Source organism: Synechococcus sp. JA-3-3Ab, assembly GCF_000013205.1.
GTDB lineage: Bacteria > Cyanobacteriota > Cyanobacteriia > Thermostichales > Thermostichaceae > Thermostichus.
Genome location: NC_007775.1, coordinates 2,808,084 through 2,834,235 on the forward strand (window position 1 = coordinate 2,808,084; position 26,152 = coordinate 2,834,235).

Annotated in this window: 26 protein-coding genes; 14 read left to right on the plus strand and 12 right to left on the minus strand. The window is 62.6% G+C overall.

Annotated elements, in window-relative coordinates; all coding sequences use genetic code 11:
* The first annotated feature begins 29 nt into the window (after positions 1 to 29).
* A complete protein-coding gene (locus CYA_RS13040; RefSeq protein WP_011431561.1) occupies positions 30 to 710 on the plus strand; it encodes a HEAT repeat domain-containing protein in 681 nt (226 codons plus the stop codon).
* A 66-nt stretch (positions 711 to 776) separates the two neighbouring features.
* Here CYA_RS13040 and apcD read toward each other — a convergent pair whose 3' ends face one another.
* The 4 genes from apcD to CYA_RS13060 form a co-directional block, all read right to left on the minus strand.
* Positions 777 to 1,262 (minus strand): allophycocyanin subunit alpha-B, encoded by a 486-nt coding sequence (gene apcD / locus CYA_RS13045; protein WP_011431562.1) that lies wholly within the window; start codon positions 1,260 to 1,262, stop codon positions 777 to 779.
* Between the two features lie 187 nt (positions 1,263 to 1,449).
* A complete protein-coding gene (locus tag CYA_RS13050; protein ID WP_369781494.1) occupies positions 1,450 to 2,688 on the minus strand; it encodes a type IV pilus twitching motility protein PilT in 1,239 nt (412 codons plus the stop codon).
* A gap of 370 nt (positions 2,689 to 3,058) precedes the next feature.
* Positions 3,059 to 3,748, minus strand: coding sequence for a GTP cyclohydrolase I FolE (folE, locus tag CYA_RS13055; protein WP_011431564.1), 690 nt, complete (start codon positions 3,746 to 3,748; stop codon positions 3,059 to 3,061).
* Positions 3,749 to 3,871: 123 nt separating this feature from the next.
* Complete coding sequence (locus CYA_RS13060) at positions 3,872 to 4,597, minus strand: SDR family oxidoreductase (protein ID WP_011431565.1); 726 nt, start codon at positions 4,595 to 4,597, stop codon at positions 3,872 to 3,874.
* Positions 4,598 to 4,821: 224 nt separating this feature from the next.
* On the opposite strand from CYA_RS13060, the gene CYA_RS13065 reads away from it, so the two are divergent.
* The 4 genes from CYA_RS13065 (at position 4,822) to CYA_RS13080 (ending at position 9,178) form a co-directional block, all read left to right on the plus strand.
* Complete coding sequence (locus CYA_RS13065; protein WP_011431566.1) at positions 4,822 to 6,018, plus strand: ABC transporter ATP-binding protein; 1,197 nt, start codon at positions 4,822 to 4,824, stop codon at positions 6,016 to 6,018.
* Positions 6,019 to 6,473: 455 nt separating this feature from the next.
* The gene (locus CYA_RS13070; protein ID WP_011431567.1) at positions 6,474 to 7,367 is read left to right on the plus strand and encodes a Tic22 family protein; all 894 of its coding nucleotides are present in this window, start codon (positions 6,474 to 6,476) and stop codon (positions 7,365 to 7,367) included.
* A gap of 11 nt (positions 7,368 to 7,378) precedes the next feature.
* The gene (gene prmC / locus CYA_RS13075; RefSeq protein WP_041438671.1) at positions 7,379 to 8,266 is read left to right on the plus strand and encodes a peptide chain release factor N(5)-glutamine methyltransferase; all 888 of its coding nucleotides are present in this window, start codon (positions 7,379 to 7,381) and stop codon (positions 8,264 to 8,266) included.
* A 141-nt stretch (positions 8,267 to 8,407) separates the two neighbouring features.
* Complete coding sequence (locus CYA_RS13080) at positions 8,408 to 9,178, plus strand: sensor histidine kinase (RefSeq protein ID WP_011431569.1); 771 nt, start codon at positions 8,408 to 8,410, stop codon at positions 9,176 to 9,178.
* Between the two features lie 25 nt (positions 9,179 to 9,203).
* Here CYA_RS13080 and psb27 read toward each other — a convergent pair whose 3' ends face one another.
* Positions 9,204 to 9,605 carry a photosystem II protein Psb27 gene (gene psb27, locus CYA_RS13085; RefSeq protein WP_011431570.1) on the minus strand — a complete coding sequence of 134 codons (402 nt, stop codon included), beginning with the start codon at positions 9,603 to 9,605 and terminating at the stop codon, positions 9,204 to 9,206.
* A 72-nt stretch (positions 9,606 to 9,677) separates the two neighbouring features.
* Between psb27 and CYA_RS13090 the strand changes: the two genes are divergently transcribed.
* Together CYA_RS13090 and CYA_RS13095 are read left to right on the plus strand one after the other, a co-directional pair.
* Positions 9,678 to 10,418: an NnrU family protein gene (locus tag CYA_RS13090; protein ID WP_049749798.1), complete on the plus strand. Its 741-nt coding sequence runs from the start codon at positions 9,678 to 9,680 to the stop codon at positions 10,416 to 10,418.
* A 34-nt stretch (positions 10,419 to 10,452) separates the two neighbouring features.
* Positions 10,453 to 10,845 (plus strand): thioredoxin family protein, encoded by a 393-nt coding sequence (locus tag CYA_RS13095; RefSeq protein ID WP_011431572.1) that lies wholly within the window; start codon positions 10,453 to 10,455, stop codon positions 10,843 to 10,845.
* On the opposite strand, the gene CYA_RS13100 is transcribed toward CYA_RS13095, so the two are convergent.
* The 5 genes from CYA_RS13100 to CYA_RS13120 all read right to left on the minus strand — a co-directional run bounded on the left by CYA_RS13100 (position 10,782) and on the right by CYA_RS13120 (position 16,676).
* A complete protein-coding gene (locus CYA_RS13100) occupies positions 10,782 to 12,362 on the minus strand; it encodes a hydantoinase B/oxoprolinase family protein (protein ID WP_041439269.1) in 1,581 nt (526 codons plus the stop codon). The genes CYA_RS13095 and CYA_RS13100 overlap by 64 nt on opposite strands.
* A 5-nt stretch (positions 12,363 to 12,367) precedes the next feature.
* Positions 12,368 to 12,676, minus strand: a complete 309-nt coding sequence (locus CYA_RS13105) for a hypothetical protein (RefSeq protein ID WP_011431574.1) — start codon at positions 12,674 to 12,676, stop codon at positions 12,368 to 12,370.
* 31 nt (positions 12,677 to 12,707) lie between these two features.
* Positions 12,708 to 13,229, minus strand: a complete 522-nt coding sequence (locus CYA_RS13110; RefSeq protein ID WP_228375372.1) for a PDZ domain-containing protein — start codon at positions 13,227 to 13,229, stop codon at positions 12,708 to 12,710.
* A 255-nt stretch (positions 13,230 to 13,484) separates the two neighbouring features.
* Entirely contained in the window at positions 13,485 to 14,435 is a 951-nt protein-coding gene (gene pip, locus CYA_RS13115) for a prolyl aminopeptidase (protein ID WP_011431576.1), read from the minus strand.
* 33 nt (positions 14,436 to 14,468) lie between these two features.
* Positions 14,469 to 16,676: a glycoside hydrolase gene (locus CYA_RS13120; RefSeq protein WP_011431577.1), complete on the minus strand. Its 2,208-nt coding sequence runs from the start codon at positions 16,674 to 16,676 to the stop codon at positions 14,469 to 14,471.
* A 175-nt stretch (positions 16,677 to 16,851) separates the two neighbouring features.
* Between CYA_RS13120 and CYA_RS13125 the strand changes: the two genes are divergently transcribed.
* The 3 genes from CYA_RS13125 to CYA_RS13135 all read left to right on the plus strand — a co-directional run bounded on the left by CYA_RS13125 (position 16,852) and on the right by CYA_RS13135 (position 20,018).
* Positions 16,852 to 17,394 carry an HNH endonuclease gene (locus CYA_RS13125; protein ID WP_011431578.1) on the plus strand — a complete coding sequence of 181 codons (543 nt, stop codon included), beginning with the start codon at positions 16,852 to 16,854 and terminating at the stop codon, positions 17,392 to 17,394.
* Between the two features lie 47 nt (positions 17,395 to 17,441).
* Positions 17,442 to 18,005: a phycobiliprotein lyase gene (locus tag CYA_RS13130; RefSeq protein ID WP_011431579.1), complete on the plus strand. Its 564-nt coding sequence runs from the start codon at positions 17,442 to 17,444 to the stop codon at positions 18,003 to 18,005.
* Positions 18,006 to 18,128: 123 nt separating this feature from the next.
* Entirely contained in the window at positions 18,129 to 20,018 is a 1,890-nt protein-coding gene (locus CYA_RS13135; protein WP_011431580.1) for an AAA family ATPase, read from the plus strand.
* Here the strand turns inward: CYA_RS13135 and glcD are convergent.
* Positions 20,015 to 21,505 (minus strand): glycolate oxidase subunit GlcD, encoded by a 1,491-nt coding sequence (gene glcD, locus CYA_RS13140; protein WP_041438676.1) that lies wholly within the window; start codon positions 21,503 to 21,505, stop codon positions 20,015 to 20,017. The two genes, CYA_RS13135 and glcD, sit on opposite strands and share 4 nt — an antisense overlap.
* Before the next feature lie 69 nt (positions 21,506 to 21,574).
* Here glcD and CYA_RS13145 point away from each other — a divergent pair, with 69 nt between their 5' ends.
* The 4 genes from CYA_RS13145 to CYA_RS13160 all read left to right on the plus strand — a co-directional run bounded on the left by CYA_RS13145 (position 21,575) and on the right by CYA_RS13160 (position 24,408).
* Positions 21,575 to 22,801, plus strand: coding sequence for a class I SAM-dependent methyltransferase (locus CYA_RS13145; RefSeq protein WP_049749799.1), 1,227 nt, complete (start codon positions 21,575 to 21,577; stop codon positions 22,799 to 22,801).
* Between the two features lie 122 nt (positions 22,802 to 22,923).
* Positions 22,924 to 23,124 (plus strand): 50S ribosomal protein L35, encoded by a 201-nt coding sequence (gene rpmI / locus CYA_RS13150; RefSeq protein WP_011431583.1) that lies wholly within the window; start codon positions 22,924 to 22,926, stop codon positions 23,122 to 23,124.
* Positions 23,125 to 23,246: 122 nt separating this feature from the next.
* Positions 23,247 to 23,603, plus strand: a complete 357-nt coding sequence (gene rplT, locus CYA_RS13155) for a 50S ribosomal protein L20 (protein WP_011431584.1) — start codon at positions 23,247 to 23,249, stop codon at positions 23,601 to 23,603.
* A 49-nt stretch (positions 23,604 to 23,652) separates the two neighbouring features.
* Positions 23,653 to 24,408 carry a transporter substrate-binding domain-containing protein gene (locus CYA_RS13160; RefSeq protein ID WP_071813541.1) on the plus strand — a complete coding sequence of 252 codons (756 nt, stop codon included), beginning with the start codon at positions 23,653 to 23,655 and terminating at the stop codon, positions 24,406 to 24,408.
* Here the strand turns inward: CYA_RS13160 and purH are convergent.
* Positions 24,405 to 26,018, minus strand: a complete 1,614-nt coding sequence (gene purH / locus CYA_RS13165) for a bifunctional phosphoribosylaminoimidazolecarboxamide formyltransferase/IMP cyclohydrolase (protein WP_011431586.1) — start codon at positions 26,016 to 26,018, stop codon at positions 24,405 to 24,407. The two genes, CYA_RS13160 and purH, sit on opposite strands and share 4 nt — an antisense overlap.
* Positions 26,019 to 26,152: the final 134 nt, after the last annotated feature.

Consider the following 26,152-nt stretch of genomic DNA (forward strand, 5'->3'; position numbering starts at 1 on the left):
CTATAGCCGGGTTAGGGGGAGAAAAGGAGATGACGACAACTTCTGGGGATCTGCCGGCCTTGCTGGAGCTGTTGAGCTCTCAGAACTTGGGGGATCGGCTGCGCGCCGTCAACAAGGCCAGAGAGCTCCCCGCGACCGAAGCCTTGACGCTGTTGCAGCGAGCTGTAACCGACGAGAATGCCCGCGTCCGCTATGCCGCCATTAGCCAATTGGGCACGCTCTCCGGCGCAGGTGTCGACCCGGCTGCCCTTTTGCCGATTCTGCAACAGTTTTTGCGAGAGGACCCCGAGTTCGATGTGCGGGCTGCCGCCGCCGCCGCCCTGGGGGATCTGAAGCAGCCACAGGCCCTAGACGATCTGCTAGAGGCTTACCGGCGAGAGACGGAGTGGCTGGTGCGCTTTAGCATTGTCGCCGCGCTGGGCGAGCTGGGCAACCCCGCCGCCTTCGACACCCTAGTGCAGGTTTTACAGGAAGGAGACGAGCTGCTAACAACAGCCGCTGCCGCTGCCCTGGGAGATCTAGGGGATCCGCGGGCCATCCCCCATTTGGAGCCCCTCATCGATTCGGACGATTGGCAGTTGCGCTACCGCGTCTGCATTGCTCTAGCCCAGCTCGGCACCGAAGCCGCCCGCCCCGGCCTAACCCGGCTGGCCCAGGATCCCCAAGAGCAGGTGGCCGCCCACGCCCGCACCGCCCTGGCATCTCTGTAGGCAGCAAGACCACCAAAGCTTGCCTCTCCACCGCCCAGACCGGCCTCCCTCCTCAAGAGAGGCGAGCTAGCTCATGGCATTGATGATGTAGTCGAAATAGGGGGCAGCCTCGGCGGCGGAGTCCGGATCCAGCAGGCTGAGGGCTGCTTCCTTCAAGAACACGATCGCATCGATCATACCGGCAATGGGCACGTTGAGGGCATTGTACATCTCCCGCACCCCTATCAAGCCGATGGACTCGATCGGCTCTTTGCTGCCGGCAATGATGCCATAGGTCACCAGGCGGAGATACCAGTCGTAGTCCCGCAGGCACTGGTTATAGCGCTTTTCGCCGTAGGCATTGCCGCCGGGTTGTATGTATTCGGGTCGCTTGGCAAATAGCTGCTTCTGCGCCTGATCGATAATGCGTTTTTTGTTCTCAGTTAACACCTGAGCGATCTGCAAACGCTTCTCGCCGCTGCTCATGTAATCTTTGATAGCTTGCAGTTCGCTGACGGAGAGATAGCGCAGTTGGTCGTCCGCGGTCTCGATGATCTGGTTGATCACGCTCACGGTAGGAATTCTCCTGTTTGCTAACTTGCTTTCAATTCAATTTGTTCACCAATCCGGCACCCATCCCGCAAGCCAAAGCTCGGCTCAGGAGATGAGAATATGGCCCAGAAAGCCAGCCTTGCCGCTTGCTCTCAGTTTAGGATAGGGCGAGCTTTCCCTCAAGCACCCACCCTGCGGGGCAGCGACCTCAGATGCGCCCCCGCAGCCATTGGGCCATCTCGTTGCGCCGCGGAGCCGCCTCCAGACACACCTCCTCTGTAATGCGCCCCTCTTGGTAGAGCCGAAACAGCGACTGGTTCATGGTACACATCCCCTCGTAGGAGCCGTCGGCAATCAGCTCCTCGATCTCGTCCACGGCACCCCGTTTGATGTAGTCGCGGATGGCATCGGTGTTGCGCATAATCTCGTGGGCAGCGGTGCGCTTGCCGTCGGTGGTGCGCACCAGCGTCTGGGCAATAATTGCTACTAGAGTCTCGGCCAGTTGCAGACGCATTGGCTCCTGCTCCTCTGGCCGGTAGATCCCCAAGAGACGCTCGATGGTGCGGACGGCGCTGTTGGTGTGCAGGGTTCCAAACACCAGGTGGCCCGTCTGGCCGGCCTTGAGAGCCGTATCCACGGTTTCGCGATCCCGCATCTCCCCGATGAGGATGATGTCCGGATCTTCCCGCAGCGAAGCCTTGAGGGCGTTGGCAAACTCCAGGGTGTGGATGCCGACCTCCCGCTGCCGCACCAGCGATTTCTTACTCTGGTGGACGAACTCGATGGGATCCTCAATCGAGATGATGTGCTTAGCAAAGTTGGAGTTGATGTAGTCCACCATCGCCGCCAGGGTTGTGGACTTCCCGGAGCCGGTGGGGCCTGTCACCAGTACCAGGCCCTTGTGCTCCTCGGCAATGCGCTTGAGCACCTCCGGCGCCCGCAACTGCTCCAGCGTCAAGATCTTGAGCGGGATCAGGCGCAGCACCATGGCAGGCCCTAGCAGAGAAACAAAGCAGTTAACCCGGCAGCGCACCAAGCCCTCGTACTGGATAGCGGTATCCAGCTCCAGGCACTCCTCAAACTGGCGGATTTGGTTCTCCGGCAGGCTTTCCCGCAGCCAGCTATAGAACACCTCGGTGGTGGTGACCGGGTAGTTGCCTATCACAATTTGCCCCCGATCCCGGAAACGGGGCACCTCTCCCACCCCCAGGTGAATATCCGAGTAGCCTTTTTCGTAGGCTTCCTGCACCAGTTGGCGCAGCGTCGGTCCAGCGGGGGCAGACTTAGGAGCAGCGGCGGCCACCGGGATCCGTCCAGCAGCCGTGGGGCGAGCCGGCGGCCCAAAAGGCGGAGCAGCCGAACCGGGGCTGGGGGGAGACACCTGAGGCCGGGCAGCAGGAGCTGGAGGGGGCGGAGACATCTGCGGGGGAGTGGCAGGGCCCGGCATGGGCACCGGCGTCTGCGGGGGGGCGACGGCCACATCTGGGGGGACGGGCCGGCCCAAGATGGGCTTGGGGGCGCTGGGGACAGGACGGGATCCGCTCCCGACAGGGGGAGGAGCAGCCCTGCCCAGCACCGGATCTAGCTGGGTTGGGGGTTCTGCCGAGGGCGCTTGCGCGGCCGCACGCGCGGGGCGCTGGATAACAGGCGGGGTCGGCGGCTTCCAACCGGAGTCTAAGTCGGTGGGAAATTGATTTTCGGGGCTAACCTCGCTCATAACAGGCCTCGCTTCTGGCAGGATCTGCGTCGATTTTAAGCTAGTATGCCCAGCCAGAGCAGAGGATTAGCTTTCTTGCCGGCAAAGCGCCGCGGCATCCTTAAAGGTTGGACGGGTGGCGAATGAGGCTCAAAAACTCCTCCCGCGTGCGGGGATCCTCCTGGAACACCCCCACCATCGAGCTGGTGACCGTCCAAGAGCCCGGCTTTTGCACCCCCCGCATCACCATGCACATGTGGGTAGCCTCGATAACCACCCCCACCCCATAGGGATCCAGCATGGTCATCAAAGCTTCCGCGATCTGGCGGGTAAGGCGCTCCTGAACCTGCAGGCGGCGGGAGTACATCTCGACAATGCGGGCGATCTTGCTCAGGCCCACCACCTTTTGGCGGGGGATGTAGGCAACATGGGCCTTGCCGATAAAGGGCAAGAGGTGGTGCTCGCAGAGGCTGAACAAAGTAATATCCCGCAGCAGCACCATCTCGTCGTGGCCCTCGTCGAAGATGGCGCCGTTGATGAGATCTTCCAGGGACTGCCGATAGCCGCTGGTCAAAAATTTCAGGGCGGCCACCACCCGCTCCGGCGTTTTCTTGAGGCCCTCCCGCTGCGGATCCTCCCCAATTCCCCGCAGCAACGTCTCCACTGCCGCTACCATCGCCGGATCCAGGCTCTCTGAGCCCTCGGGCTCTTGCCCCGCCGCATGGGACAGATCTCGGACAAGGCGAGACTTCAGGTTGGCTTTGTTGTTGAGTCGAAACTCGGCACCGGATCCAGGCTTGGCAAGAGTCATAGCAGGATATTCCTTGGGTTGAACGAAGGGTTGAAGGAACTTGTCGAGGGAGGCGGTGCAGGCAGATCTCCTCAAAAGCTCAGTCACAAAGGCCGTTACAGGAAAAGCCAGCTCCAGCCCGGCCTAAAAGGCCCCTGCTGCCGGCATGAGGGTCAGATCTTCCACCACGGCACCCTTGGGCAGGCGAACGATGTGGGCAATCAAGTCCGCCACCCACTCCGGCGAGAGCATTTTGGAACGGTCGAAATCGACCTGAACTGTATCCCAAAGAGGTGTATCCACAGCTCCGAGACACAGGCTGGTCACCCGAATGCCATGCTGCCGTTCCTCTGCGGCCAGGGCTTGAGAAAAGCCCAGCAGGCCAAACTTACTGGCGCAGTAAGCCCCCCAATTGGGAAAGGCTCGCTTGCCCGCAATGGAGATAATGTTGACAATCGTGCCGCAGCGCTGCCGGCGCATCGCCGGCAGGACGGCTTGGGCACAGAGAAAAGCTGCCGTCAGGTTCAAGTCGATCACCCGCTGCCAATCGGACAAAGATAAGGTGGCCAAAGGCCCGACATGGGCTATGCCGGCGTTATTGACCAAGACATCACAAACACCAAATTGATCCAGGAGAGCCTGCAACCGCTGCGGCAGGGCTCTTAAGTCGGCCAAGTCGATGGGAAAAACCTCCGCCTTTCCTCCCTTTGCCTGGATCTCCGCCTGTACCCCCAGCAAATCGGGATGGGAACGGGCCACCAGAGCAACTGCCACCCCCTGCCGAGCTAGGGCTAGGGCCACTGCTTTGCCGATCCCTCGACTGGCCCCCGTAATCAGGGCACGTTCGGGAAACTGGGTCTCAAAACTCATCCACAATAAAACTCTGGGATGCGCCGTCGAGAATAAGCGCCACCAGAGCCTGGGAAACTTCGTTAACCCAGTGTAACACTAATTCCTGCCTGCCCCTCCAAGCAAACAGGAAAGACTGGCATCGATCCCTCTCCGCCGCCCTCTAGCTGACTGGCGTCGGGCCGGGAAGGATCTGAGGTATGGTAGTCTGGTAAAGATAGTGAAAATCTTTTGCAACAACGATCATGGCCGAGTTTTTGATTTCCTCGACGTCCACCGCTGCCCGGACGGACTCTCCCTACATTCTTGAGGTTGAGCACATCAGCAAGGGGTTTCCCGGCCAGCGGCAGTTGGTTTTGCAGGAAGTGGCGTTTCGCCTGCCCCAGGGAGACATTCTGGGGATTGTCGGCCCATCGGGCTGTGGGAAGACCACTTTATTGCGCACCATTGCCGGCTTTGAGCAGCCAGACAGCGGGCGGATCCTGCTGGGGGGGCGAGTGGTGGCCGGGGAGGGGCAGTGGATCCCACCGGAGCGGCGGGGGGTGGGGCTGGTGTTTCAGGATTTTGCCCTGTTTCCCCACTTGGATGTGTTGGCCAATGTGATGTTTGGCCTCCGGCCCACTGCCCTGTTCGCGTCGGCAGCGGGGGGCGGCAGTCGCTCCTCCTCGGCTGAGGTGGGAGGCGCTGCCCAACAGGCGCGGGAACGGGCTGACGAGGTGTTGCGGTTGGTGGGTCTAGAGGACTACGCCCACCGCTATCCTCATGAACTTTCAGGCGGGCAGCAGCAGCGGGTGGCCCTGGCCCGAGCTCTGGCCCCCAAGCCCAGCCTAATCCTTTTGGATGAGCCGTTGAGCAACTTGGATGTGCAGGTGCGCTACTACTTGCGGGAAGAAATCCGCAAAATCCTCAAGCAAACCCAGACCTCGGCCATTTTCGTTACCCACGACCAAGAGGAGGCTCTCTGCCTTTCCGATTGGGTGGCGGTGATGCGGGAAGGGCGTATTGAGCAATGGGGATCCCCGGAGGAAGTCTATCGGGAGCCGGCTACCCGCTTTGTGGCGGAATTCATCGCCCAGGCCAACTTTCTTCGCTGTGAGCGGCGGGAGTTCGGTTGGCAAGCTGAGGGGCTGCTGCACATCCCATTTCAGGCTTTGAGGGATCAGCCCGATCCCCATCTGCGCCAGGGAGAGCTGATGATCCGGCAGGAGGAGTTACGTCTGCATCCCAATCCCCAGGGGAGAGTTACCATTCGGGATCGACAGTTTCTGGGGCGAGAGTATCGCTATTGTCTGGTTACAGAGACGGGCAAGCAATTGCACGCCCTGGCGCGGGAAGCTTTGCCGGTGGGCACGCGGGTTCAAGTTACCGTCGAGCAGGGCCGTCTGTTTCCCATTTCGGAACCTCAGTCAGTAGCGGGATCGGGAAGCAAGAGCTTTGCCTGATGGGATCTTTGCCCTCAGCCCAGGCGCCCCACGCCGCTGCCGCGTTCCCAGGATTCTGCCTTCTCAGCCCAGACTCTACAGCCAGAGGATGGAGGGGCTATCTGTATTTGGTGTGGATCCGCTTTGTTAGACTCCGTATATAGTAGGAGGTGATGCGGGATCCCCACCCAAAACGAGGGCTTTACCCCTCGACAGGGGTTGAGCAAATGCTTTAACCTTGCCTTCTAGGGTGGCCCAGGGGGCGCTCGTCAAAAAGGGTAGAGGGGCGTAGTGTCAGCAAGGGCCAGCTTCGCCAGGCGCTGTCCCCAAAGTCCCAAGAGTGCGCCGCATGGCCAGCCTGAGCTGTGTTGAGCAAGGTGAGCTTGGTCAGCTCCTCTTGGGCAGAGGTCGTCGGTTAGTGTTTCAGGGATCTGACCCAATAGCAACGAAGACAAGGCGTGATGCCAGGAGTAGAGATGAAAATGATGCGCGGTAATGCAGTGCCGCTTTTGGGATCCCTCTGCCGCCGTAGAGCTCAGGCAGGCGGGCGGGCCGCGTTCGTAGCGGCAGTTCGCAGCACCCTCCTGCTGGGGTTGGCGGGGGTGATCTGGGGGGGAGTTCCTACTTTTGCTCAAGGGGGGCCCCTCTCGACTCAGGCAGTGGCAGCCCCCATGAGTCGTCAAGAAGTGGCGGAGCGGCTGAATCTGGTGCCGGTTTTTGCCATTGTGTCTCAGAACGGCACCCCTGTGGTCGCTAACGTAGAGCGGGAGGGTCGCACCATCCAGGTGGCTTCTTTCTGGCTGGATCAGAACCAAGCCCAGCAAGCGTTGGATCAGGTGAAAGCCAAGAACCCTGAGGTGGGCCAGCAAGCCCAGGTGGTGCCCATTCCCTTGGGCTACGCCTACGAAAAGTCGGAAGAAGAGCGGGCCAAGAATAGCAATCTGTACTTTGAGGTGGTGCCTCGGGCTGCTGATGTGGAGGCGGCCAAGCAAGTGCTGAAAGAAACGGGTCAGGAGGTGCCGCCGGAAGTGATCGGCGTGCCGCTGTTCTATGGCCGCTCGGGAGAGGGGTTGCTGACCATCGAGCAGGATGGCCAGGAGGTGGTGCCTTTCTTCTTCGACCGCAACGACCTAAAGGGGGCTTTAGACCGGGCGGCGGCGCAGAACCCCGAGGTGGTCGGCAAAACCCAGATCGAGGTCACTTCCCTGGCCATCGTGGTGGAGCGCATGTTAGCCCCTGACGCCCAGGAGGATGTGCAGAAGATCGCTTTCATTCCGCCGCGCGCGTCGCTGGAGTACGTGCAATCGTTAATTCGCTCTGCCACTCCCCAGCCCAATCCACCTGCCACTCCCCAGCCTCAGCGGCGTTGACCTAGCTCCTGATGGGATCCCCCTCTGCGCTGGTGCAGCAATTGCTGGCCTGGCGTGCCCAGGCTCTGCAGGCGGCGCAAGCCGCCGGCATCCCTCCTCAGGAGGTGGAACTTCTGCTTAGGGAACGGCTGGGCTGGGGATCGTTGGAGCGCTTGCTAGGTCGGCCCCCGACGCTGCAGGGGGATCCGCTGGCGGAGGTAGAGGAGCTGTGGCGGCGCCGGCTGACAGAGCGCATCCCCCTGCAGTACCTGCTGGGAAGGGTAGAGTGGGCAGGTTTGAGCTTGCGGGTAACGCCAGCGGTGTTGATCCCGCGCCCGGAGACCGAGCTGCTGGTGGAGCAAGCCTCCCTTTGGTTGCAGTCTAACCTGCTGCCGCCGGGATCCCCTTTTGCCGACCTGGGCACCGGCAGCGGGGCCATTGCCATCGCTTTGGCCCAGGGGCATCCCCAGTTGCAGCTTCTAGCGGTGGACGTGAGCCCAGAGGCTTTGGCCGTTGCGGCAGCCAATGTGGCGGACTATCATCTGCAGGAACGGGTGAAGCTGTTACAGGGATCCTGGTTTGCGCCTTTGGATCCCTGGCGAGGTCGGCTGCGTGGCCTGGTTTCCAACCCGCCCTATATCCCCACCGGGGAGCTGGCCTACCTCATGCCCGAGGTACGGCTGCACGAGCCACGACAGGCCCTCGATGGCGGGGAAGATGGGCTGGTGCACTTGCGGCTTTTGATTCAAAAAGCACCGGATTACTTGGCCCCCAACTCCTTTTGGGCGGTGGAGGTGATGCAAGGCCAAGCCCCTTGGGTGGCGGAGCAGTTGCAGGCCAGAGGCGGCTATCAGCAGATCCAAGTCCACCGGGATTTGGCCGGAATTGAGCGGGTGGTCAGCGCCCACTTCGTCGGCTAGAAAGTTGGGAAGAAAAAGGTAGGATCCAGGAGCGCGCCGTTGTCAAACTAGCTAAAACCCAAGGCTCTCCATCCGAACGCCCTGCTTCGAACATCAACGGGATCTCCTACCTTTTGTCCGAAGTACCTCTGGAGGAAACCCTTGCCCGCAGCAAAACCCGATCCTCCCTCCCAGCAGGCCGCTGCTGCCGTCAGGCAAGAGGCGGTGGATTGGCAGTTTGCGTTTGAGCGCTCGGAGGTGATGCGCGCCTTTCAGCAGGAGCTGCTCGTCAGCATTGGCCACGAGCTGCGCAACCCCCTCAGCAGCCAGATGGGATCCCTGCAGTTGGTGCTGTCCGATCTGTGCGATTCCCGCGAAGAAGAGCGGGAGTACCTTCAAAGTGCCAAAGAAGCGGTGGAGCGCCTGATCCAGTTGCTCGAGGAGTACAGCCGCCTGGCCCGCCACGACCTGCCCATTCAACCCTTGCAACCGAAGCCGACCCGACTCCGTCCCCTCCTTCAGGATGTGTACAGCCTAACTCGCCTACAGGCCCAGGATCAGGGCATTCGCTACGAATGGCCGATCCTACAACCGCCTTCTGCCTCTGAGCTGCCCGCCCTCCCGGACAGCCTTATGGTTTGGGCGGATCCCCACGGTTTGGTGCAGGCTCTGCTGGGGGTGTGTCGCTGGGGTATTCGCACCCTACGCTATGGTTCGATGGCTCTACACCTCTATCCCATCGCAGCAGCGGAGGGGCGCCTGTGCCTGGAGTGGAATCTGGAAGGGCGGTGCCATGTGCCCATCCAAACAAAGGGTTGCGCTGCTTGGCGGGTGAGCGAACGGCTCCTGAGAGAAATGGGGGGCGATCTGGAGCTTGGCGAAAGCAGCCTCCACCGGGTTGTCATCAAGGTAATCCTGCGCCTCGCCCAGTGATTTGGATCTGGGAGATCTGAAAAGCTTAACCTTCGCGGCGCAAGGCCAGCTCAGCGCGATCCAGTTGCATCAGCACCCGCTCCACCTTCTCTGGGTCAAGAGGCCGCTTGGAGGTGCGGTAGTGGGAGGCCACGGTGTTGAACACGGTGCGCAGAGTCGTAAAGGATTGCAGCTTGTCGTAGCGATGGCCATGGTAGCGCCCTGCAAATTCTTGAATGGCCTCCATCGCTTCCACCTGCGCCTCCTCTGGATTCATCACGGGATCCGCTTCCGAGAGAACGGTGCGCAGGGTTTGGATCAGGGTCATGCTGTCTTCGTAGTACTTGCCGGTGAGGCGGGCCGCCTGAGCGCTTGCGGTCGCCCAGCCCAGCATCAGGGTGACCGAGAGGAGCAGGCCGAGAAAACGTAGAAAAAAAGGTTTCAGCATCGGAAGGTTGCCCAATGTAACTTATCTTTAAGCATAAGTCACAGCGACACCGGAAGAGGAGCCATCGAAAAGATGCTGTCCACTTTCTTCAACCACTTGCTGCCGGAGCTCGCCCGGTACAGATCCCACGCGATCATGTTGGGCATGATCTTGGGGTTTGCCTGTGCTCACAGTGGGCTGGCCCACTTGCGCCCCTGGGGGGAAGCTTGGCTGGGATCCCGTCTGTACCGCCTTCTTTTTGCGCTGGTCAGCCTCAGCTTGGCTCCGCTGTTGCTGATCTACTTTTTGAACCATCGCTACGACGGGGTGATCCTCTGGGATCTCCATGCTGTCCCCGGCATTCACACCACCGTTGTTCTTTTGTCGGCGCTCTCGTTTTTCTTTTTGTATCCGGCTACCTTCAACTTACTGGAGATTGCTGCCATTCACAAGCCGGAGATTCACCTGTTTGAGACCGGGATCATCCGCATCACCCGCCACCCCCAAATGGTGGGCCAGGTGATCTGGTGTGTGGCCCATTCCCTTTGGATTGGCTCCAGTTTTATGCTGGTCACTTCCCTGGGGCTGGTGGCCTACCACCTGTTCGCCGTCTGGCACGGGGATCACCGTCTGGAGCGGAAATACGGCCAGGCCTTCCGCGATCTCAAGGCCCGTACTTCTGTGATCCCCGGCTTGGCCATTCTGCAGCGGCGACAACACCTGCAACCGCGAGAGTTTCTGCGCTGGGCCTATCTGGGGGTGTTCAGCTTTGTTGTGATTCTTTATGCCTTTCATCCGCAAATGGTTTCTGCAGCCAGCGGGGTTGCCTGGTAGCATGATCCCAAACAACTTCTTTAGTCTGGGAGTGATGAACTTGCAAGTTGCTTTAGATGCTTTTAATCAAGAACTTTTGACAAGTGACGGGTTGGTGTTGGTGGATTTTGGTGCCCCTTGGTGTGGCCTGTGTCGCTTCATTCAGCCGATTACCGACCGTCTCGCAGCAGAGTGGGGCGGCGCGGTCAAGGTGCTGCGGGTGAATGTGGACGACAATTTTTGGCTGCCGCGCCGCTATCGGGTGCGCTCGCTGCCGACCTTAATTTTGTTTGAGAAGGGTCAAGAAGTGCAAAGGCTGGAGCACTTCGCCAGCCGCGATGATGTGCTCCGCCGCTGCGAGCAGTTGTTTCTCGCTCGCCTGCGCTATGTGGGTTCGGGTGCCTGCTCCTCCTCGCTGGACCCCCAAGCCCCGCCGCCAGGGGTGTAGAGGGTGAGCACATCGCCGGCTTTCAGGGGGCGGCTGATCTTGCTGGGCAAGGGATCCCCGTTGACGAGGTTGATCCCCAGCTGGCCAGGTTCGCCGCCTTCTTCCCCTTGCGGGGCATGGTGGCGCCGGTCGGTGAGCAGGGAGAGGGTGCAATCTTGCAAGGTCTGGATGGAGCGGATCAGCCCCCACCCGCCCCGCTGGCGGCCATGGCCGCCGGAATCTGGGCGCAACTCGTAGCGCAGCACCCGCAGGGGATACTCCAGCTCCAGGGCTTCGATGGGGGTGTTGAGGGTATTGCTCATGCCCACGTGCACCCCATCCAGGCCTGGTCGCTGCTGGCTGGCCCCCTGGCCGCCCCCCAGGGTTTCGTAGTAGGTGAAGTGGCGGTTGCCCAGCACGCAGTTGTTCATGGTGCCCTGCCCCTGGGCGATGGCACGGGATCCGGCCACCGGGGCCAGGGCTTTGAACACCACATCGGCAATGCGCTGCGAGGTTTCCACGTTGCCGGCCACCACCGCCGCCGGAAATTGGGCATTGACCAGGCAGCCGGGCGGGGCCACAATCTCGATGGGATCCTCCAGGCCGACATTGCTGGGGGCAGTGGGATCCAACAGGCAGCGCAGGGCAAAGAGCACCGCCGAGCGGGTCACGGCCAGAGGCGCGTTCAGGTTCCCCGCGGTGGCCGGGGCTGTGCCGGCGAAGTCCACCCGCAGCCTCTCCCCCTTGACCTCTACCTGCACCCGGATCTCAATGGGCTCAGGCGGATCCCCGTAGCCCTCCAGGTAGTCGCAGGCGGTGTAGATCCCATCGGGCAGAGCGCGGATCTGGGCCTGCATCCGCCGTCGGCTGTAGGCGATCACCCCGGCAATCAACTGCCAGGCCTCCTCTTCCCCGAACCGGGCCAGCAGCTCGCCAAACCGGCTCACCCCCACGGCGCTGGCCCCCACCTGGGCCTGCAAATCTCCCCGCCGCTGCTCAGGGTTGCGCACATTGGCCAGGATCAGGCGCAGCAGATCCTCCTGCCAGCGCAGCTCCCCTGTCGAGGTCATCTGGGCCAGCCGTAGCGGCGGGATCACCAGCCCCTCCTGCCAGATTTCCGTAGAGTCGGCGGGCATGGAGCCGGGGCGCATCCCCCCAATATCGGCATGGTGGGCGCGGTTCACCGCATAGGCACAGACCTGTTCTGGATCCCGCAGGCCGGGGATGGCCGTAACCACCGTGATATCCGGCAGATGGGATCCCCCCTGGTAGGGATCGTTGAGGACGAACACATCGCCGGGCCGCGGGCCGGCTGCCACCACCGCCCGCACCGCCTCCGAGAGAGCTCCCAGGTGAACTGGAATGTGGGCCGCCTGGGCAATACAGGCCCCTTGGGCGTCGAACAGGGCTGTCGAGCAATCCCGCCGTTCCTTGATGTTGGCCGAGTAAGAACCGCGGATGAGGCGCGCCCCCATCTCCTCGGCGATCCCCGCCAGCGCATTGGCCATCACCTGCAGCCGGATGGGATGGGTATCCATGCCCCTCACAGCCTGCGCCCCAGCCAAACAGCCACCCTGCGGATCCCTTGCCAAAACTGCAGACGGCGCTGCCAGCGGTCGAGGGTATGGCGATTCTCCCGCAGCCGATCCCGCAGGCGCAGCAACTCAGCCGGCGTGGGAGCCAAAGCCCGCTCAGCGGCTTCCCGCCAATCAGCCATAGCCCGCTCCGTAACCCAGAGCGCCGACCGCAGGTTCAAGAGGACAGGAATCAGGGCAAGCAAGGCTAAAAACAGCAGCCCATTGAGGCCGCAAACCACCCAAACTGCCCACTCTGTCCCTAGTCCAGCAGTCACAGAGAGCTCAGCAAGGGATCCCTGGCAACACTCACTGCTGCTGCAGCATCAAGGGGCGCAACACACGGCCATCGCCGACCACAACCACCGTCGATAGCACTTGTCCGCCGCGCCGGAAGGTAATGGGTACCCGCTGGCCCACGGGGGTGTTTTGGATAATTTGCTGCACATGTTGCACCGAGGTGACCCGCTGCCCGTCCACCCCAATCAAAATATCCCCCTGGGCCAGACCCGCTCGTTGAGCCGGGCCATCCTGGAGCAGGCCAACCACCTGCACCCCTTGAACTCGAGGCGCAGGGCCGAACAGGCGACGGCTGATAGCGCCTTGAGCCGGCTGTCCATCCACCGTTTCGATGGCAACCCCGATGAAACCGTTGCCTACGACAGCAGGCGACACCTGAGCCCCGAAACTGTCAACCTGAACCGTGGGGCTGTAGAAGTTGTAAGCTTCACCCCCAACCGAGTCACAGGGGTAGGCCACAACAGCATCTGCCAGCAGGAGGGAGGCGGGCAGGGCGAGGGCAAGCTTGAACAGAGGGTTCGGTTTCTGCATAGTTCGAGCCTGGAAACGGCGAAGAATAACAAGTTGAGATCCGCAAAAGCATTGGGATGGATCGACCAGCCCGAGAGAGACAGCGGAAGCCATCAACCGGGCAGCTTGCACCGCCCTTCCCTCAGTGATAAACCCAAAATCGCCAACTGTCGATAGGCTTGGCCGTGCTTTGGGGCTAGATCCCAAGGTTTTGCCGGCATTTCTGTAGCAATTCTTCAAGCTCTTGGGATCCTCAACCCGGCCTATCTCAGCGGCTCACAGACCAACGCAGCGATCGGTGGCCTGCAGCAGGGCGGTGCGGATCCCGGGCTCGGTGATGGAATGGCCGGCATCGGGAATGAGATGAAACTCCGCCTCTGGCCAGGCCTGGTGCAGTTCCCAGGCGGAAATGGGGGGGCAGACCACATCGTAGCGCCCCTGGACAATGACAGCCGGCAGATGGCGCAGGCGCTCCACCCCCCTGAGGAGCTGATCTTCAGGATCCAGAAAGCCGCCGTGGACGAAGTAATGGCACTCGATGCGGGCAAAGGCCTCGGCAAACTCTTCCCGGCCAAAGCGCTCGATGAGCTCAGGGCTGGGGATCAACTTGCTGGTGCTGGCCTCCCAGATGGCCCAGGCGCGGGCCGCCCTCAGGCGCACCTGGGGATCGGGGTCGTTGAGGCGGCGGTGGTAGGCTGCCAGCAGGTCATCCCGCTCGTTGGGGGGGATGGGATCCAGGTAATGTTCCCAAGCATCGGGGAACAGGTAGCTGGCCCCCGACTGGTAGAACCAGCGGATCTCAAACGAGCGCAGCAGAAAAATGCCCCGCAAGATAAACCCCAGGCAGGATTGGGGGTGGGTTTGCCCATAGGCCAAGGCGAGGGCGCTGCCCCAACTGCCCCCGAACACCCACCAGCGCTCAATGCCCAGGTGCCGGCGCAGCTTTTCGATATCGGCCACCAGATCCCAGGTGGTGTTCTCCCGCAGCTCGGCGTAGGGGCGGCTCTTGCCGCAGCCGCGTTGATCGAACAGCACCACCCGCCAGCGGCTGGGCTCGAAGTACTGCCGGTAAAGGGGATCGATGCCGCCGCCGGGCCCTCCGTGCAAAAACACCACCGGCTTCCCGTCTGGGTTGCCGCACTGCTCGTAGTAGAGGGTGTGCAGGGAAGAGACGGGGAGAAAGCCGTGATCGTAAGGCTCGATGGGCGGGTAGAGGTCGCGCTGCATAACCAGAGATTCTAAGGATCAACGGCCAGCCGCTCAAGGCCTGCGCAGGGCGATGGTGGCCTTGGGCGGGATCCCTTCCTGGAAGGTCTCGCCATCGGCGGCCACGATGACGAACTGCAGCTCTTGTCCCGGCTGGGCGCCCAGATTGCTCCAAGGAATAGCCACCTCCAAACAGGCATCCACCACCGCTTTCACTTGGTGGCTGATGGCGTGCCAGGTGTGGTACTCCCCTGCCTGCAAGAGCTGAGCCTCGACAGGGGCGGGATGCTGGCCGGTGCCGGGGGGCGGCAGCGATAGCTTCAACAGGTGGCGGTAGTGGTAGTTGAGGGGGGCTTCTGCCGGCAACCCTTGGAGGGGAATGGGGCTGTTGACGGTGACGCAGTTGGGGTAAAACCACAGCACCTGCAGTTGCTTGGGCCGCTGCACGACCGAGTTAAAATCCAGCCGCAGGTAGAGGTTGAAGTGATCGAACCCGTACCAGAGGCGGCGGACGACGCTGTTGCGGTGCATGGTGCCGCGGGCGGCGCCGATCTCCACCCGCCCGGCTTGGCTCCACTCCCGTTCGGCGGGGCGGCCGTTGATGGCCGGGTGGATAAATCCTTGCGGCAGGCGATCCCCCAGCCCATCGTGATCCTCGAGAGGGAACTGCAGCACTGCCGGCACGGCCTCTCCCAAAGCGGTGTAGAGGGCCTGCAGATGTTCCCGAAACAACTGGTCGAAAACGGCATCGTGGGCCGAGGAATGGCCCGCCCCAAACCACCAGAACCAGTCGGATCCCTCGGCGGCCCAGAGGGCTTCCCAGGCTTCGGGATTGGCGTGAGGGTGATCCTGAATGACCTGGCGGGCTTGGGCCAGGAGCTCCCAGGCGCGGTTTTTGACGGGATCCCCGATCCAAGTGGTAAAGTCAGCTTCAATCCAGGAGCCGCTGTGCAGTTGTTCGGCTGGCAGAAACTCCGTAGGGGGAAACTGGTCCAAAAACTCCGAAACCGTCACCAAGCGCAGCGCCGGGTGCTGGCTGAGGCGGGCATAGAGGTTCTCCAGGAAGGGCCGGCCATCTTGGGGGTAGTACTCCCAGCAATTTTCCCCATCTAGGGCGATGGTGACCAGCCAGGGCTGTTCCTGGGGCAGGCGGTTGCGGATGCTCTCCAGGTGGCCGATGAGATCCTTGGCGGCAGCATCGGCGGGCATGGCGCTGTAGCTGAAGCCGATCAAATCGGAGAGGCGGTGATCCCGAAAGACAATGGCCAGATCCCCTGCCTCGCTCTCCAGACGGTAGGGCCGATAGAGCTTTTCCGGCTCGAGGATATGGCCCTGCCCGTCGCGATGAAAGGGTTGGCCCAGGCTCCAGCCCAGCACGCCCTCGTCGGAGATGATCCACTCAAAACCCTGCTTTTGCACGATGGGGACAATGGCCGGGCTCACGGATTGCTCCGAAGGCCACAGACCCCGCGGCTCGCGGCCAAAGCGCTCCCGGTAGATCTGCTTGGCCCGCTCCAGTTGGCTGTGGACATCCTGCTCCCAGTGGAAGGGGTAGCGGGGCAGGGGCAAGCCGGGCCGAGCCACCCGCGCCGAGCGCTCGCTCACCAGCAGGGGCAAGATGGGATGGGTGTAGGGGCTGGTGGTCAGCTCCAGTTGGCCGCTCTCTTGCAGCTTGGCGTGCTGGGGCAAGATGGCGGCCAGGATCTGCTGCTGCTTGGCATAGATCCGCTGCCGATCCGAAAGGGTAAAGCCAGATCCCGTCTTGATCCAGCCCTCGATCTCGGGATCTTCGTGGAAGAGGGGATCGAACCAGGAGAGGTTGTGCCAGGCCAGCAGGTCGCTGAAGTCTTGCGGTGTCCAGTACTGTAGGCACCAGTTGATCCCCTGCGATTCCCGCTGTTCGTAGAGCTGGCGGTAGCGGGGATAGGGCTCAATCATGGTGGGGTAATGGCTGTCGAAGAAACGCTCGACAATGAAGCGCCGCTGCTCCGGGGTCAGCTTTTCGACAGGAGATAAAGTCAGCTCCAAATAGGGATCGAAGGCGGAGCCGGCCACGTAGTCTTCGATTTGCACAATCAGAGAGGGCACCAGGTTGACCGTTTGGTGCAGGCGAGGATAGCGCTCCAGCAGCAGAACCAAGTCGAGGTAGTCTTTGATCCCGTGTAGGCGCACCCAAGGCATGCGATATTTACCCGCTATCGGACTTTTGTAGAGGGGCTGGTGTTGGTGCCAAACCAAGGCGATATGCAGCGGGTAAGTCATGGGAGGCACGGGATCCGACCATCACCCGGATACTAGCCCATCTGTCCGGCTCCCGATCGTCAGAAACTCTGGAATGTTGAACGGTGGGGATCCGCCTGGATGGTGCCCACTGCGGGAAAACCTTGTCATTCGCCGGATTTCTCAGGACAATGGCGGCAAATGGAAGAGCTAAGTCATGACTGCTGCTACCCACGTCCTGGAACAGTCGATCGTTGTCTTCTCCCAAAACTACTTGCCCATTAGCCGGGTCAACATTAGGCGGGCGATTGTGCTGCTGCTGACGGGCAAGGCAGAGCCGCTGGCGATGATGAATGTGCCGGTATGGAAAGTGCGCTCCCCCAGCCAGGTGATCGAGGTGCCCGAGCACATCCGCCTGACCATCAAGGGCAAAGAGCGGGCCTGGCGAGTGCCCCCTGTTAACCGGCGGGAGGTTCTGCGGCGGGATCACCACACCTGTCAGTACTGTGGCAGCACCCACAACCTAACCCTGGATCATGTCGTGCCTCTTTCTCGCGGGGGATCCCACACTTGGGACAATGTGGTGACTGCCTGCGAGCGCTGCAACCAGCGCAAGGGCAACCGCACGCCCGAAGAGGCGGGCATGGTTCTGCGCAGCAAACCCCGCGCCCCCCTCCACCCGACGGTGGCTTTTGCCGAGCAGTTTTGGCGCGAACAGCAGAGCCGGCAAGAGCCAATCTACGGCTACAGCGCAAGTTAGAATCGGCAAATTTCGGTTGTTATCGAGGAGGATCCGCGTCGGCCATGATGACCGTAATGGAGTTTTTTGCCCTCAGCGCTGGCGAGTGGATGTGTCAGCGTACCAGCCATCACTTGGCCTTTCGCCGCTCTGAGGGGGGGAGATCGCGGATGCAAATTGCTACCCTTTCGCCCGCCGATCCGGCAGTTATCCAGGTTTGTGAGCTGTTCAAGGTGGATCCACGGCGGGCCGTGGGGGCGGCGCGAGTGCAGTGGAATGGGGAGCAGGAGTGGGACAACGAAGAGTACAAAGGCGATGTGGTGCTGGTTCCCATTCCCGATCCCGACAACCCCATGCGGGGGCAACTGTTGCGGGATCAGGGCTATGCCGAGAAAGTGCCGGTGGCCGGCACCTACGTCATGGGATCGGACGGCGCCCTCACCCTCTACACCGAGTACGAGATGACCGAGTCGGAGGAGCGCATCTGGTTTGCCAGCCCCAACCTGCGCCTGCGGGCCAGCACCGTCAAGCGCTTCGGCGGCTTCAGCATGGCCTCTTTCTGCTCCGAGGTGCGCAAGCTCTCCGCCAGCCCTTCCCCCATCTCGGCTGTGGCTGAATCCCGCTCTCTCTAGGCTGTGGGCTGACCAGAAAGCTTGCCGGCGCCGGATCCCTGGCTTACTGGGGAGAGCCTCAGCCGGCAAGGGATGGGCTAAAACCTCTGTTGGTGGGTCATTTGTAGACGGAAAACCCGGGCTGTGGCGGATCTAAGCGACTTTATCCAGGGTATTGAGCAGCTCATCGAGCTAGCCCAGAAGCTGGACGAGAAAAAAAACACGGGGGGGCTGCGAACCGAAGTGCGCATCCAGGCCCGATCCCTGGGCAGCTCCATCCCCCCTTCTGGTTCTATCCCCCGCCGCCGCAGTGCCCAGACGGGGGATCCCTCCTGGAGCAGCGAGCCTCAGGTGATGTCCACGTCAGGCTGGCGCGAGCCGCCCAAGGCTGACCCTACGCCTGAGGCCACTGTCGCCGACCCCCCCGGCAGCCCAGACACCTGGCCGGGACCGCGCCTCAAGGATGTGGGGGGGTTGAAGGAACAACTGCAAGCTTTGCGGGAGCTGGTGGAGATCCCCCTCAAGCGGCCCGATCTGCTGGCCAAGTTGGGTTTGGAGCCGCCCCGTGGCGTGCTGTTGGTTGGCCCCCCTGGCACTGGCAAGACCCTGACGGCCCGCGCTTTGGCCGAGAGCCTGGGGGTGAACTACATTGCCCTCGTCGGCCCGGAGCTGATCGGCAAGTACTATGGGGAGGCGGAGGCGCGCCTGCGGCAGGTATTTGAAAAGGCGGCCAAGTCGGCCCCCTGTCTGGTGTTCATCGACGAAATCGACGCCCTTGTGCCCAACCGCGCCGCCGTCGAGGGAGAGGTGGAAAAGCGCCTGGTGGCTCAAATGCTGGGGCTGATGGACGGCTTTGTGGCCCAAAAAGGTGTTGTGGTGCTGGCGGCCACCAACCGGCCCGAGGCCCTGGATCCGGCGCTACGGCGACCGGGCCGCTTCGACCGCGAGGTCATTTTCAAGGTGCCGGATCGGGAGGGGCGGCGGGAGATCTTGGCCATCCACACCCGCGGCATGCCGCTGGCAGAAGATGTGGACTTGGACAGCCTGGCGGATCAGACGCTGGGCTTTGTGGGGGCAGATCTGCGCGGCCTGTGCCAGGCGGCAGCCTATGCGGCCTTGCGGCGGCAGGTGCCGGATCTGGGATCCCCCATCCCCGACTCCTTGACAGTTTCGGCGGCGGACTTTCAGCAGGCCCTGCAACAGGTGAAGCCGGCGGTGTTGCGCTCAGTGGAAATCGAGTCGCCCCAGGTGAGCTGGGATCAGATCGGCGGCCTGGAGCAGGCCAAGCAGGTTCTGCAGGAGGCCATCGAGGGATCCCTGCTGCACCCGGAGCTGTACGAGCAGGCCCAGGCGCAAGCGCCCAAAGGGATCCTCCTCAGCGGCCCTCCCGGCACCGGCAAGACCCTGCTGGCCAAGGCCATTGCCTCCCAGGCCAAGGCCAACTTCATTGCCGTCTCCGGCCCAGAGCTCTTGAGCAAGTGGGTGGGATCCTCCGAGCAGGCGGTGCGGGAACTCTTTGCCCGTGCCCGCCAGTGCGCTCCTTGCGTGATTTTCATCGACGAGATCGACACCCTGGCGCCGGCGCGGGGCAGTTACTCCGGGGATAGCGGCGTCAGCGACCGCGTCCTGGGCCAACTGCTGGCCGAACTGGATGGGATCCGCCCCAGCCAGGGAGTCTTGGTGGTGGCTGCCACCAATCGCAAAGCCAGTTTGGATCCCGCCCTCACCCGCGCTGGCCGGCTGGAGCTGCACCTAAGCGTGGAACTGCCGGACCGCGCCGCACGGCGGGAAATCCTGGCCGTGCACAACCGCAGGCGGCCCCTAGGGCCAGATGTGGATCTGGAGGTGTGGGCCGAGCGCACGGAAGGCTGGAGTGGGGCCGATCTGGCCCTGCTAAGTAACCGTGCTGCCATTGCTGCCATTCGCCGCCACCGCGCCACTGCCGCGGCAGTGGATCCCAAGGCTCTGGTCATCCGCCAGGAAGACTTTGCCCAGGCCTTTGCCGAGCTGCAGCAGCAGCGCCAGGCCACCTAGAAGACCGGGATCCCTTGCCATTCCGGCTGCCGGTGGGCGTGGGCCGCCTCGCCGCAGGTGCGGGGAGTGGGAAGGATCTTGTCGGGGTTGGCGAGGCGCTGCGGGTCGAACACCTGCCGCACCCACTGCATGCTCTCCAAGTCTGTGGGCGTAAACATCTCCAGCATGTAGCAGCGCTTGTCGGCCCCGATGCCGTGCTCGCCAGAAATGCTGCCCCCCAGACGCACGCAGAGCTTGAGGATCTCGCCCCCCAGCTTCTCCACCTGCTCCAGGGATCCCGGCACCGACTCGTCGTAGAGAATCAGCGGATGGAGGTTGCCGTCGCCGGCGTGGAACACATTGGCCACCGGGTAGCCGTACTGGCGGCTGAGGCGCTCGATTTCTTTGAGGACATAGGCTAGCTGGCTGCGGGGGATCACCCCATCCTGGACGTAGTAGTTGGGGCTGAGCTTGCCCATGGCGGCAAAGGCCGCCTTGCGCCCCTTCCACAGACGCGCCCGCTCTTCTGGGCTGGAGGCAACTTGCACCTGGCGCGCCCCGTTTTTCAGGCACAGGGCCTTTACCTGCTGGCTGGCTTCCTCCACCTCCAGCTCCAGGCCGTCCACCTCCACCAGCAAGATGGCCGCCGCATCCCGTGGGTAGCAGCCCAACTGCACCACATCCTCCACAGCATTGATGCTGAAGTTGTCCATGATCTCCAGGCCGGCGGGGATGATCCCGGCGGCGATGATGTCGGAAACGGTGGCTCCTGCCGCCTCGACGCTGTCAAAATCCGCCAGCAAAACCTGCACCTGGGCCGGCGCCTTGAGCAAGCGCAGGGTAATCTCGGTAGCAATGCCCAGAGTGCCCTCGGAGCCGACGAACAGGCCCACCCAGTCGTAGCCGGGCATCTCCGGGATCTTGCCCCCCCAGCGCACCACTTCCCCATCCGGCAGCACCACCGTCAGGCCGAGGATGTGGTTGGCCGTCACCCCGTACTTGAGACAGTGGACGCCGCCGGAGTTTTCCGCCACATTGCCGCCGATGGAGCAAACCGACTGGCTGGAGGGATCCGGCGCATAAAAGTAGCCCTGGGCGGCCACCGCTTGGGTAATCCAGGCGTTGATTACTCCCGGCTGCACCACCATGCAGCGGTTGTCTAGGTCAATCTCCAGGATCTGTTTCATCAGGGTGGTGGCGATGACGACGCTATTTTCCAGCGGCAGCGCCCCTCCCGAAAGGCCGGTGCCGGATCCCCGCGCCACGAAGGGCACCTGGTAGCGGCTGCACAGCTTCACCACCTGCGCCACCTCCTCCGTGGTGCGCGGCAACACCACCAGAGCCGGCCTTTGCCGGTAGCTGGTCAGCCCGTCGCACTCGTAAACCAGCAGCTCCTCCGGCCTGCTGATCACCCGCCGGGGATCGAGAATTTTTTTGAGCTCAGCCCTCAGTTTGAGCCAATCGAAGGTGAGGCCAGCTTGCAACGGGTGAGAGGAGCGAACAGCCATAGGGGGCGGCAGAACATCTCGTGAGGGGGATATCGTCACTATAGTCTGGATAGTCTGGCCGGAGAGCCTATGCAGTCCCGCAACGCCGAACAGATCCTTGAGCAAGTGCGGCAGCTCTACGACCTCTACCCCTTCCCACCACAGCCCATCGGCACCGTTCCCCCGCCGGGGTGGAACTGGCGCTGGAGCTGGCCCCAGGCCTATGCTTTTTGCACCGGATCCCATCCGGGCCGGCGCAAGGTGCGCATCCTGGATGCCGGCTGCGGCTCTGGGGTAGGGACAGAATACATCGCCCACCAAAACCCGGAAGCGGAGATCTGGGCCTTTGACCTAAGCGGCCGCGCCCTGGAGATTGCCAAGGCCCGCTGCCGGGCTTCCCAGGCGCCGCCGGTGCAGTTTTGCCAGCTCAACGTTTACGACATCGACCAACTGCCGGGGCAGTTCGACTTCATCAACTGCGTGGGCATGCTCCACCACCTGCCGGATCCGCTGGCGGGGCTGCAGGCGCTGGCGAGCAAATTGGCCCCTGGCGGGATCCTGCATTTGTTTGTCTATGGCGAGCTGGGCCGCCACGAAATTCGCTTGATGCAAAAGGCCATCCGCCTACTGGTCGCCGGCTCCGAACACCAGCCCCTGGCTTCCGCAGAACACCTGCAACAAGGGCTACAGGTAGGCCGCCGCCTCTTCCGGATTTTGCCGGAGAGCAACCGCATCCAGCAGCAGGAACGCGCCCGCTGGGCCGTTGAGAACGTGGACGACGAATGCTTTGCCGACATGTACCTGCACCCGCAGGAAGTGGACTACAACATTGAGACCCTGTTTGAGCTGATCCGCGCCTCCGGGCTGCAGTTTTTGCGCTTTTCCAACCCGGAGTTCTGGCGGCTGGAACGGGTGTTGGGCCAGGATGAGGCCCTGCTGGCCCAGGCGGCTCAACTGCCAGAGCCGGAGCGCTACCGCCTGATCGAGCTGCTGGATCCGGTGGTGGCCCACTACGAGCTCTTCCTCGGCAAGCCTCCCCTCCCCCGCTGGGAATGGACTAGTCCGGAGGCGGTGGCCTCGGCTGTTGCCCACCTCAGCCCATGTCTAGGCCTGTGGCCGGGCCGGAGCATCTTCAACTACGCCTACGAGGCAATCTCCCTCAGCGAGGAAGCCTTCGCCTTCCTGCAGCAGGTGGACGGGATCCGCACCGTCCAAGCCCTTCAAGACAGCCTGGAGTCTCCCCTGGGCTGGCCGCAGTTGCAGCAGTTGCTGCGCTGGCAAGTGCTGCTCTTGGAGCCACGGGAGGGCTGTCTTTGAGTGCCTCTGAGCAAATGTGGGCAGCCAAGACCGGTGGCAGCATTTGCCTTCTTGGACTTTCCTGCTCTATGCTGGGAGGCTGTGACCTTTTCTCCAGCCCCACCCATTCTGGGGGTACTGCCATGCCCAAAATCAAAACTCGCAAGGCAGCCGCCAAGCGCTTTCGCCTCACCGGCAGCGGCAAGTTTATGCGCCGCCGGGCCGGGCACAACCACCTACTTGAGCACAAAACCAGCAACCGTAAGCGCAAGCTGGCGGGTGTAGCCCTGGTAAGCAAGCAGGATCTGGCCAATGTGCGCCTGATGCTGCCCAACACCCACTAGCTGGGTCCTGTTCGCGCTACGCGCCGCTTCCCCGACGCCTCGGCACGTTGGGGACGGGTTGAAGTCTCAAGGTTTGCCGGGGGCTCGCCAACTTCTATATCCGTCTGTATTGGGTTACTGCCATGAGAGTCAAACGCGGCAATGTTGCCCGCAAGCGTCGTAAGAAGATCCTCAAGCTAGCCAAAGGCTTCCGCGGAGCCGGCTCCAAGCTGTTCCGCACTGCCAACCAGCAGGTGATGAAGGCTCTGCGCAGCGCCTACCGGGATCGCCGGCGCAAGAAGCGGGATTTTCGCCGCCTGTGGATTGCCCGCATCAACGCGGCCACCCGCGCCCAGGGCCTGCGCTACAGCGAGTTCATCGACGGCCTCAAAAAAGGCAATATCCAACTGAACCGCAAAATGCTGGCCCGCTTGGCCTTCCTGGATCCAGAAGCCTTTACCCAAGTGGTGGAAGCAGCTCGCCAGGCCCGCGCCTCCTAAAGAGATGGGGTCTCGGTCTCCGTTGGCCGCAGCAATCCAGAGGTCTTGCATGGCAGCCGGCCTGGCCTTGGCTTGCTTGGGGAGGGGGATCCCTGCGGCTGCCCGCCCCTGGCCAGAGATTGTGCGTTCGGGTCAGGTGCGAATTGCGGTCAAAGACAACCTGAGGCCGTTGGGCTTTCGCGATCCCATGGGCAAGCTGCAGGGGTTTGAGATCGAGCTGGCCCGCGAGCTGGGATCCCGGCTCTTGGGATCCGCGGAGGCGGTGGAGCTGGTGCCGGTAGCCAACGTGAAGCGGCTGCAGGCAGTGGCCGCTGGGGAGGTAGATCTGGCTATTGCCCAGCTTGGCATTACGCCGGATCGGGCGCGACAAGTGGAGTTTACCTCGCCCTACTATCAGGATGGCCCCAGCTTGGTTGTGGCCCGTTCCCACAACTGGGAAAGGTGGTCGGATGTGGGCGGCGCGCGGATTGCCGTCCTGCGCGGATCGGCTGCTATTCCTTACCTCCAGCGCTACCTCCCAGGGGTTGAGTTGGTGGCGGTGGATTCCTACCGGGAAGGGGCGGAATTGCTCCTAAAGGGAGCGGTGCAGGCCTGGGCAGCGGATCGCTCGGTGCTGGCCGGGTGGCTGGCGGAGCACCCCCAGTTTCAGTTTTTGGGATCCCCGTTGGCGGCGGTGGGGCTGGGCATTGCCCTGCCCAAGGGGCTGGAGCATGCTGAATTGCGGCTGCGGGTGCGCCGCGAGCTGGAGAACCTGCGCGCTGAGGGCTGGCTGGCGGAGCGGGCCAGAGCCTGGGGTCTGCCCTAGTGCAAAAAGTGACGGATGCCAGTGCAGACCATGGCGATCCCAGCAGCATTGGCAGCAGCAATGGAATCGGCATCGCGGAGACTGCCTCCCGGCTGGATGATGGCGCGGATCCCAGCACGGGCTGCCGCCTCCACACTGTCGGCAAAGGGGAAAAAGCCGTCGCTGGCCAAAACCGCTCCTGCTGCCTGCGAGCCGGCCTGGCGAAGGGCAATCTCGACGGCGCCTACCCGGTTCATCTGGCCTGCGCCAATGCCGAGGGTCTGCCCCTGCCGGGCAACGACGATGGCGTTGGATTTCACGTGTTTGCAGACCGTCCAGGCAAACTCCAGATCCGCCCACTCTTCCGGTGTCGGCTGGCGCTCGCTCACCACCCGCCAGGACGGGCGGCGGTCGGATCCCTGGGCCAAGTCAGCCTCCTGCACCAGGAAGCCCCCAGCCAGGGTGCGAACGGTTTGGGCCGGCCCAACCGCAAAGTCCGGCAGAACCAAAAGCCGCAAGTTCTTTTTGGCTGCCAGTTGCTCAGCCGCCTCGGGGGTGCAGTCCGGGACAACCACGCATTCCAAAAAGGGCTCCGCCAGCCGCCGGGCAGCCTCCCCATCCAAGGTTTGGTTGAGGGCGACAATGCCCCCGAAGGCGGAAACGGGATCGGCGGCCAAAGCCGCCTCAAAAGCGGCAGCCAGAGTTGGGCGAACGGCTACCCCACAGGGGTTGTTGTGCTTGACAATCACCGCCACCGCTGGCCTAGGGCCGTTGGCCAGCCCTAGGCTCAGTTCTGCCGCCAGGGCGCGGGCCGCCTCTAGATCCAGCAGGTTGTTGTAGCTGAGCTCCTTCCCCTGCAACTGTTTGGCCCGATGCCAGCCGGGAGCAGCCGCATCCACCACATACCAGGTGGCGGCTTGGTGGGGATTTTCCCCGTAGCGCAGGCGTTGCCAAGGGATCCCTTGCAGTTGAAAAACCTGCTCGGCAGCGGTTGCAGGAGCTGGAGCTTGAGAGGGGCGGGACAGCTCTGAGCGAGTTAGGTAGTCGACAATGGCGCGGTCGTAGGCCAGTACCTGCTCGAAGGCGCGGCGGGCACACTGGAAGCGAAAGGCCAGCCGCTCCGCCTCGCTGGAGGGGCTAGAGAGCAATTGCAAATACTGAGGGTACTGGCTGGGATCGGTGAGCACGGTAACGTGGGGATAATTCTTGGCTGCCGCCCGCGCCAGCGTCGGCCCGCCGATGTCGATCTGTTCAAAAGCCTCCTCCAGCGACACCCCTGCCCGGGCCACCGTCTGCTCGAAAGGATAGAAATTGACCACCACCAACTGGATGGGAGGGATCCCCAGCGCCTCCAGATCCGCCCGGTCTTCGCGGCGCTCCAGGCGGGCCAGAATGCCCCCGTGAATGCGGGGGTGCAGCGTTTTTACCCGTCCCCCCAAGATCTCCGGCGCGCCGGTATGCTCCGAAACAGGGGTGACCGGGATCCCAGCTTCTGACAGCGCCTTGGCTGTGCCTCCGCTGCTGAGCAGCTGAAAGCCGTGCTCCTGCACGAGGGCCTGGGCCAGCGGGATCAGGCCGGTCTTATCGGAGACACTTAGGAGAGCCAAAGGTGGGAAGGGCTGAGCAGACATCGGTTGTTAGCGATCTCAAGAGAGCAGAGTTGCCTAGGAGATCCCAACAGGTGGAGATCCCACGCCCCAGCATAGCGCCCCTGCCGGGAGGGGGATAGGACTACTGAGAGGTCGGAGAGGTGGCTGGGGTTCAC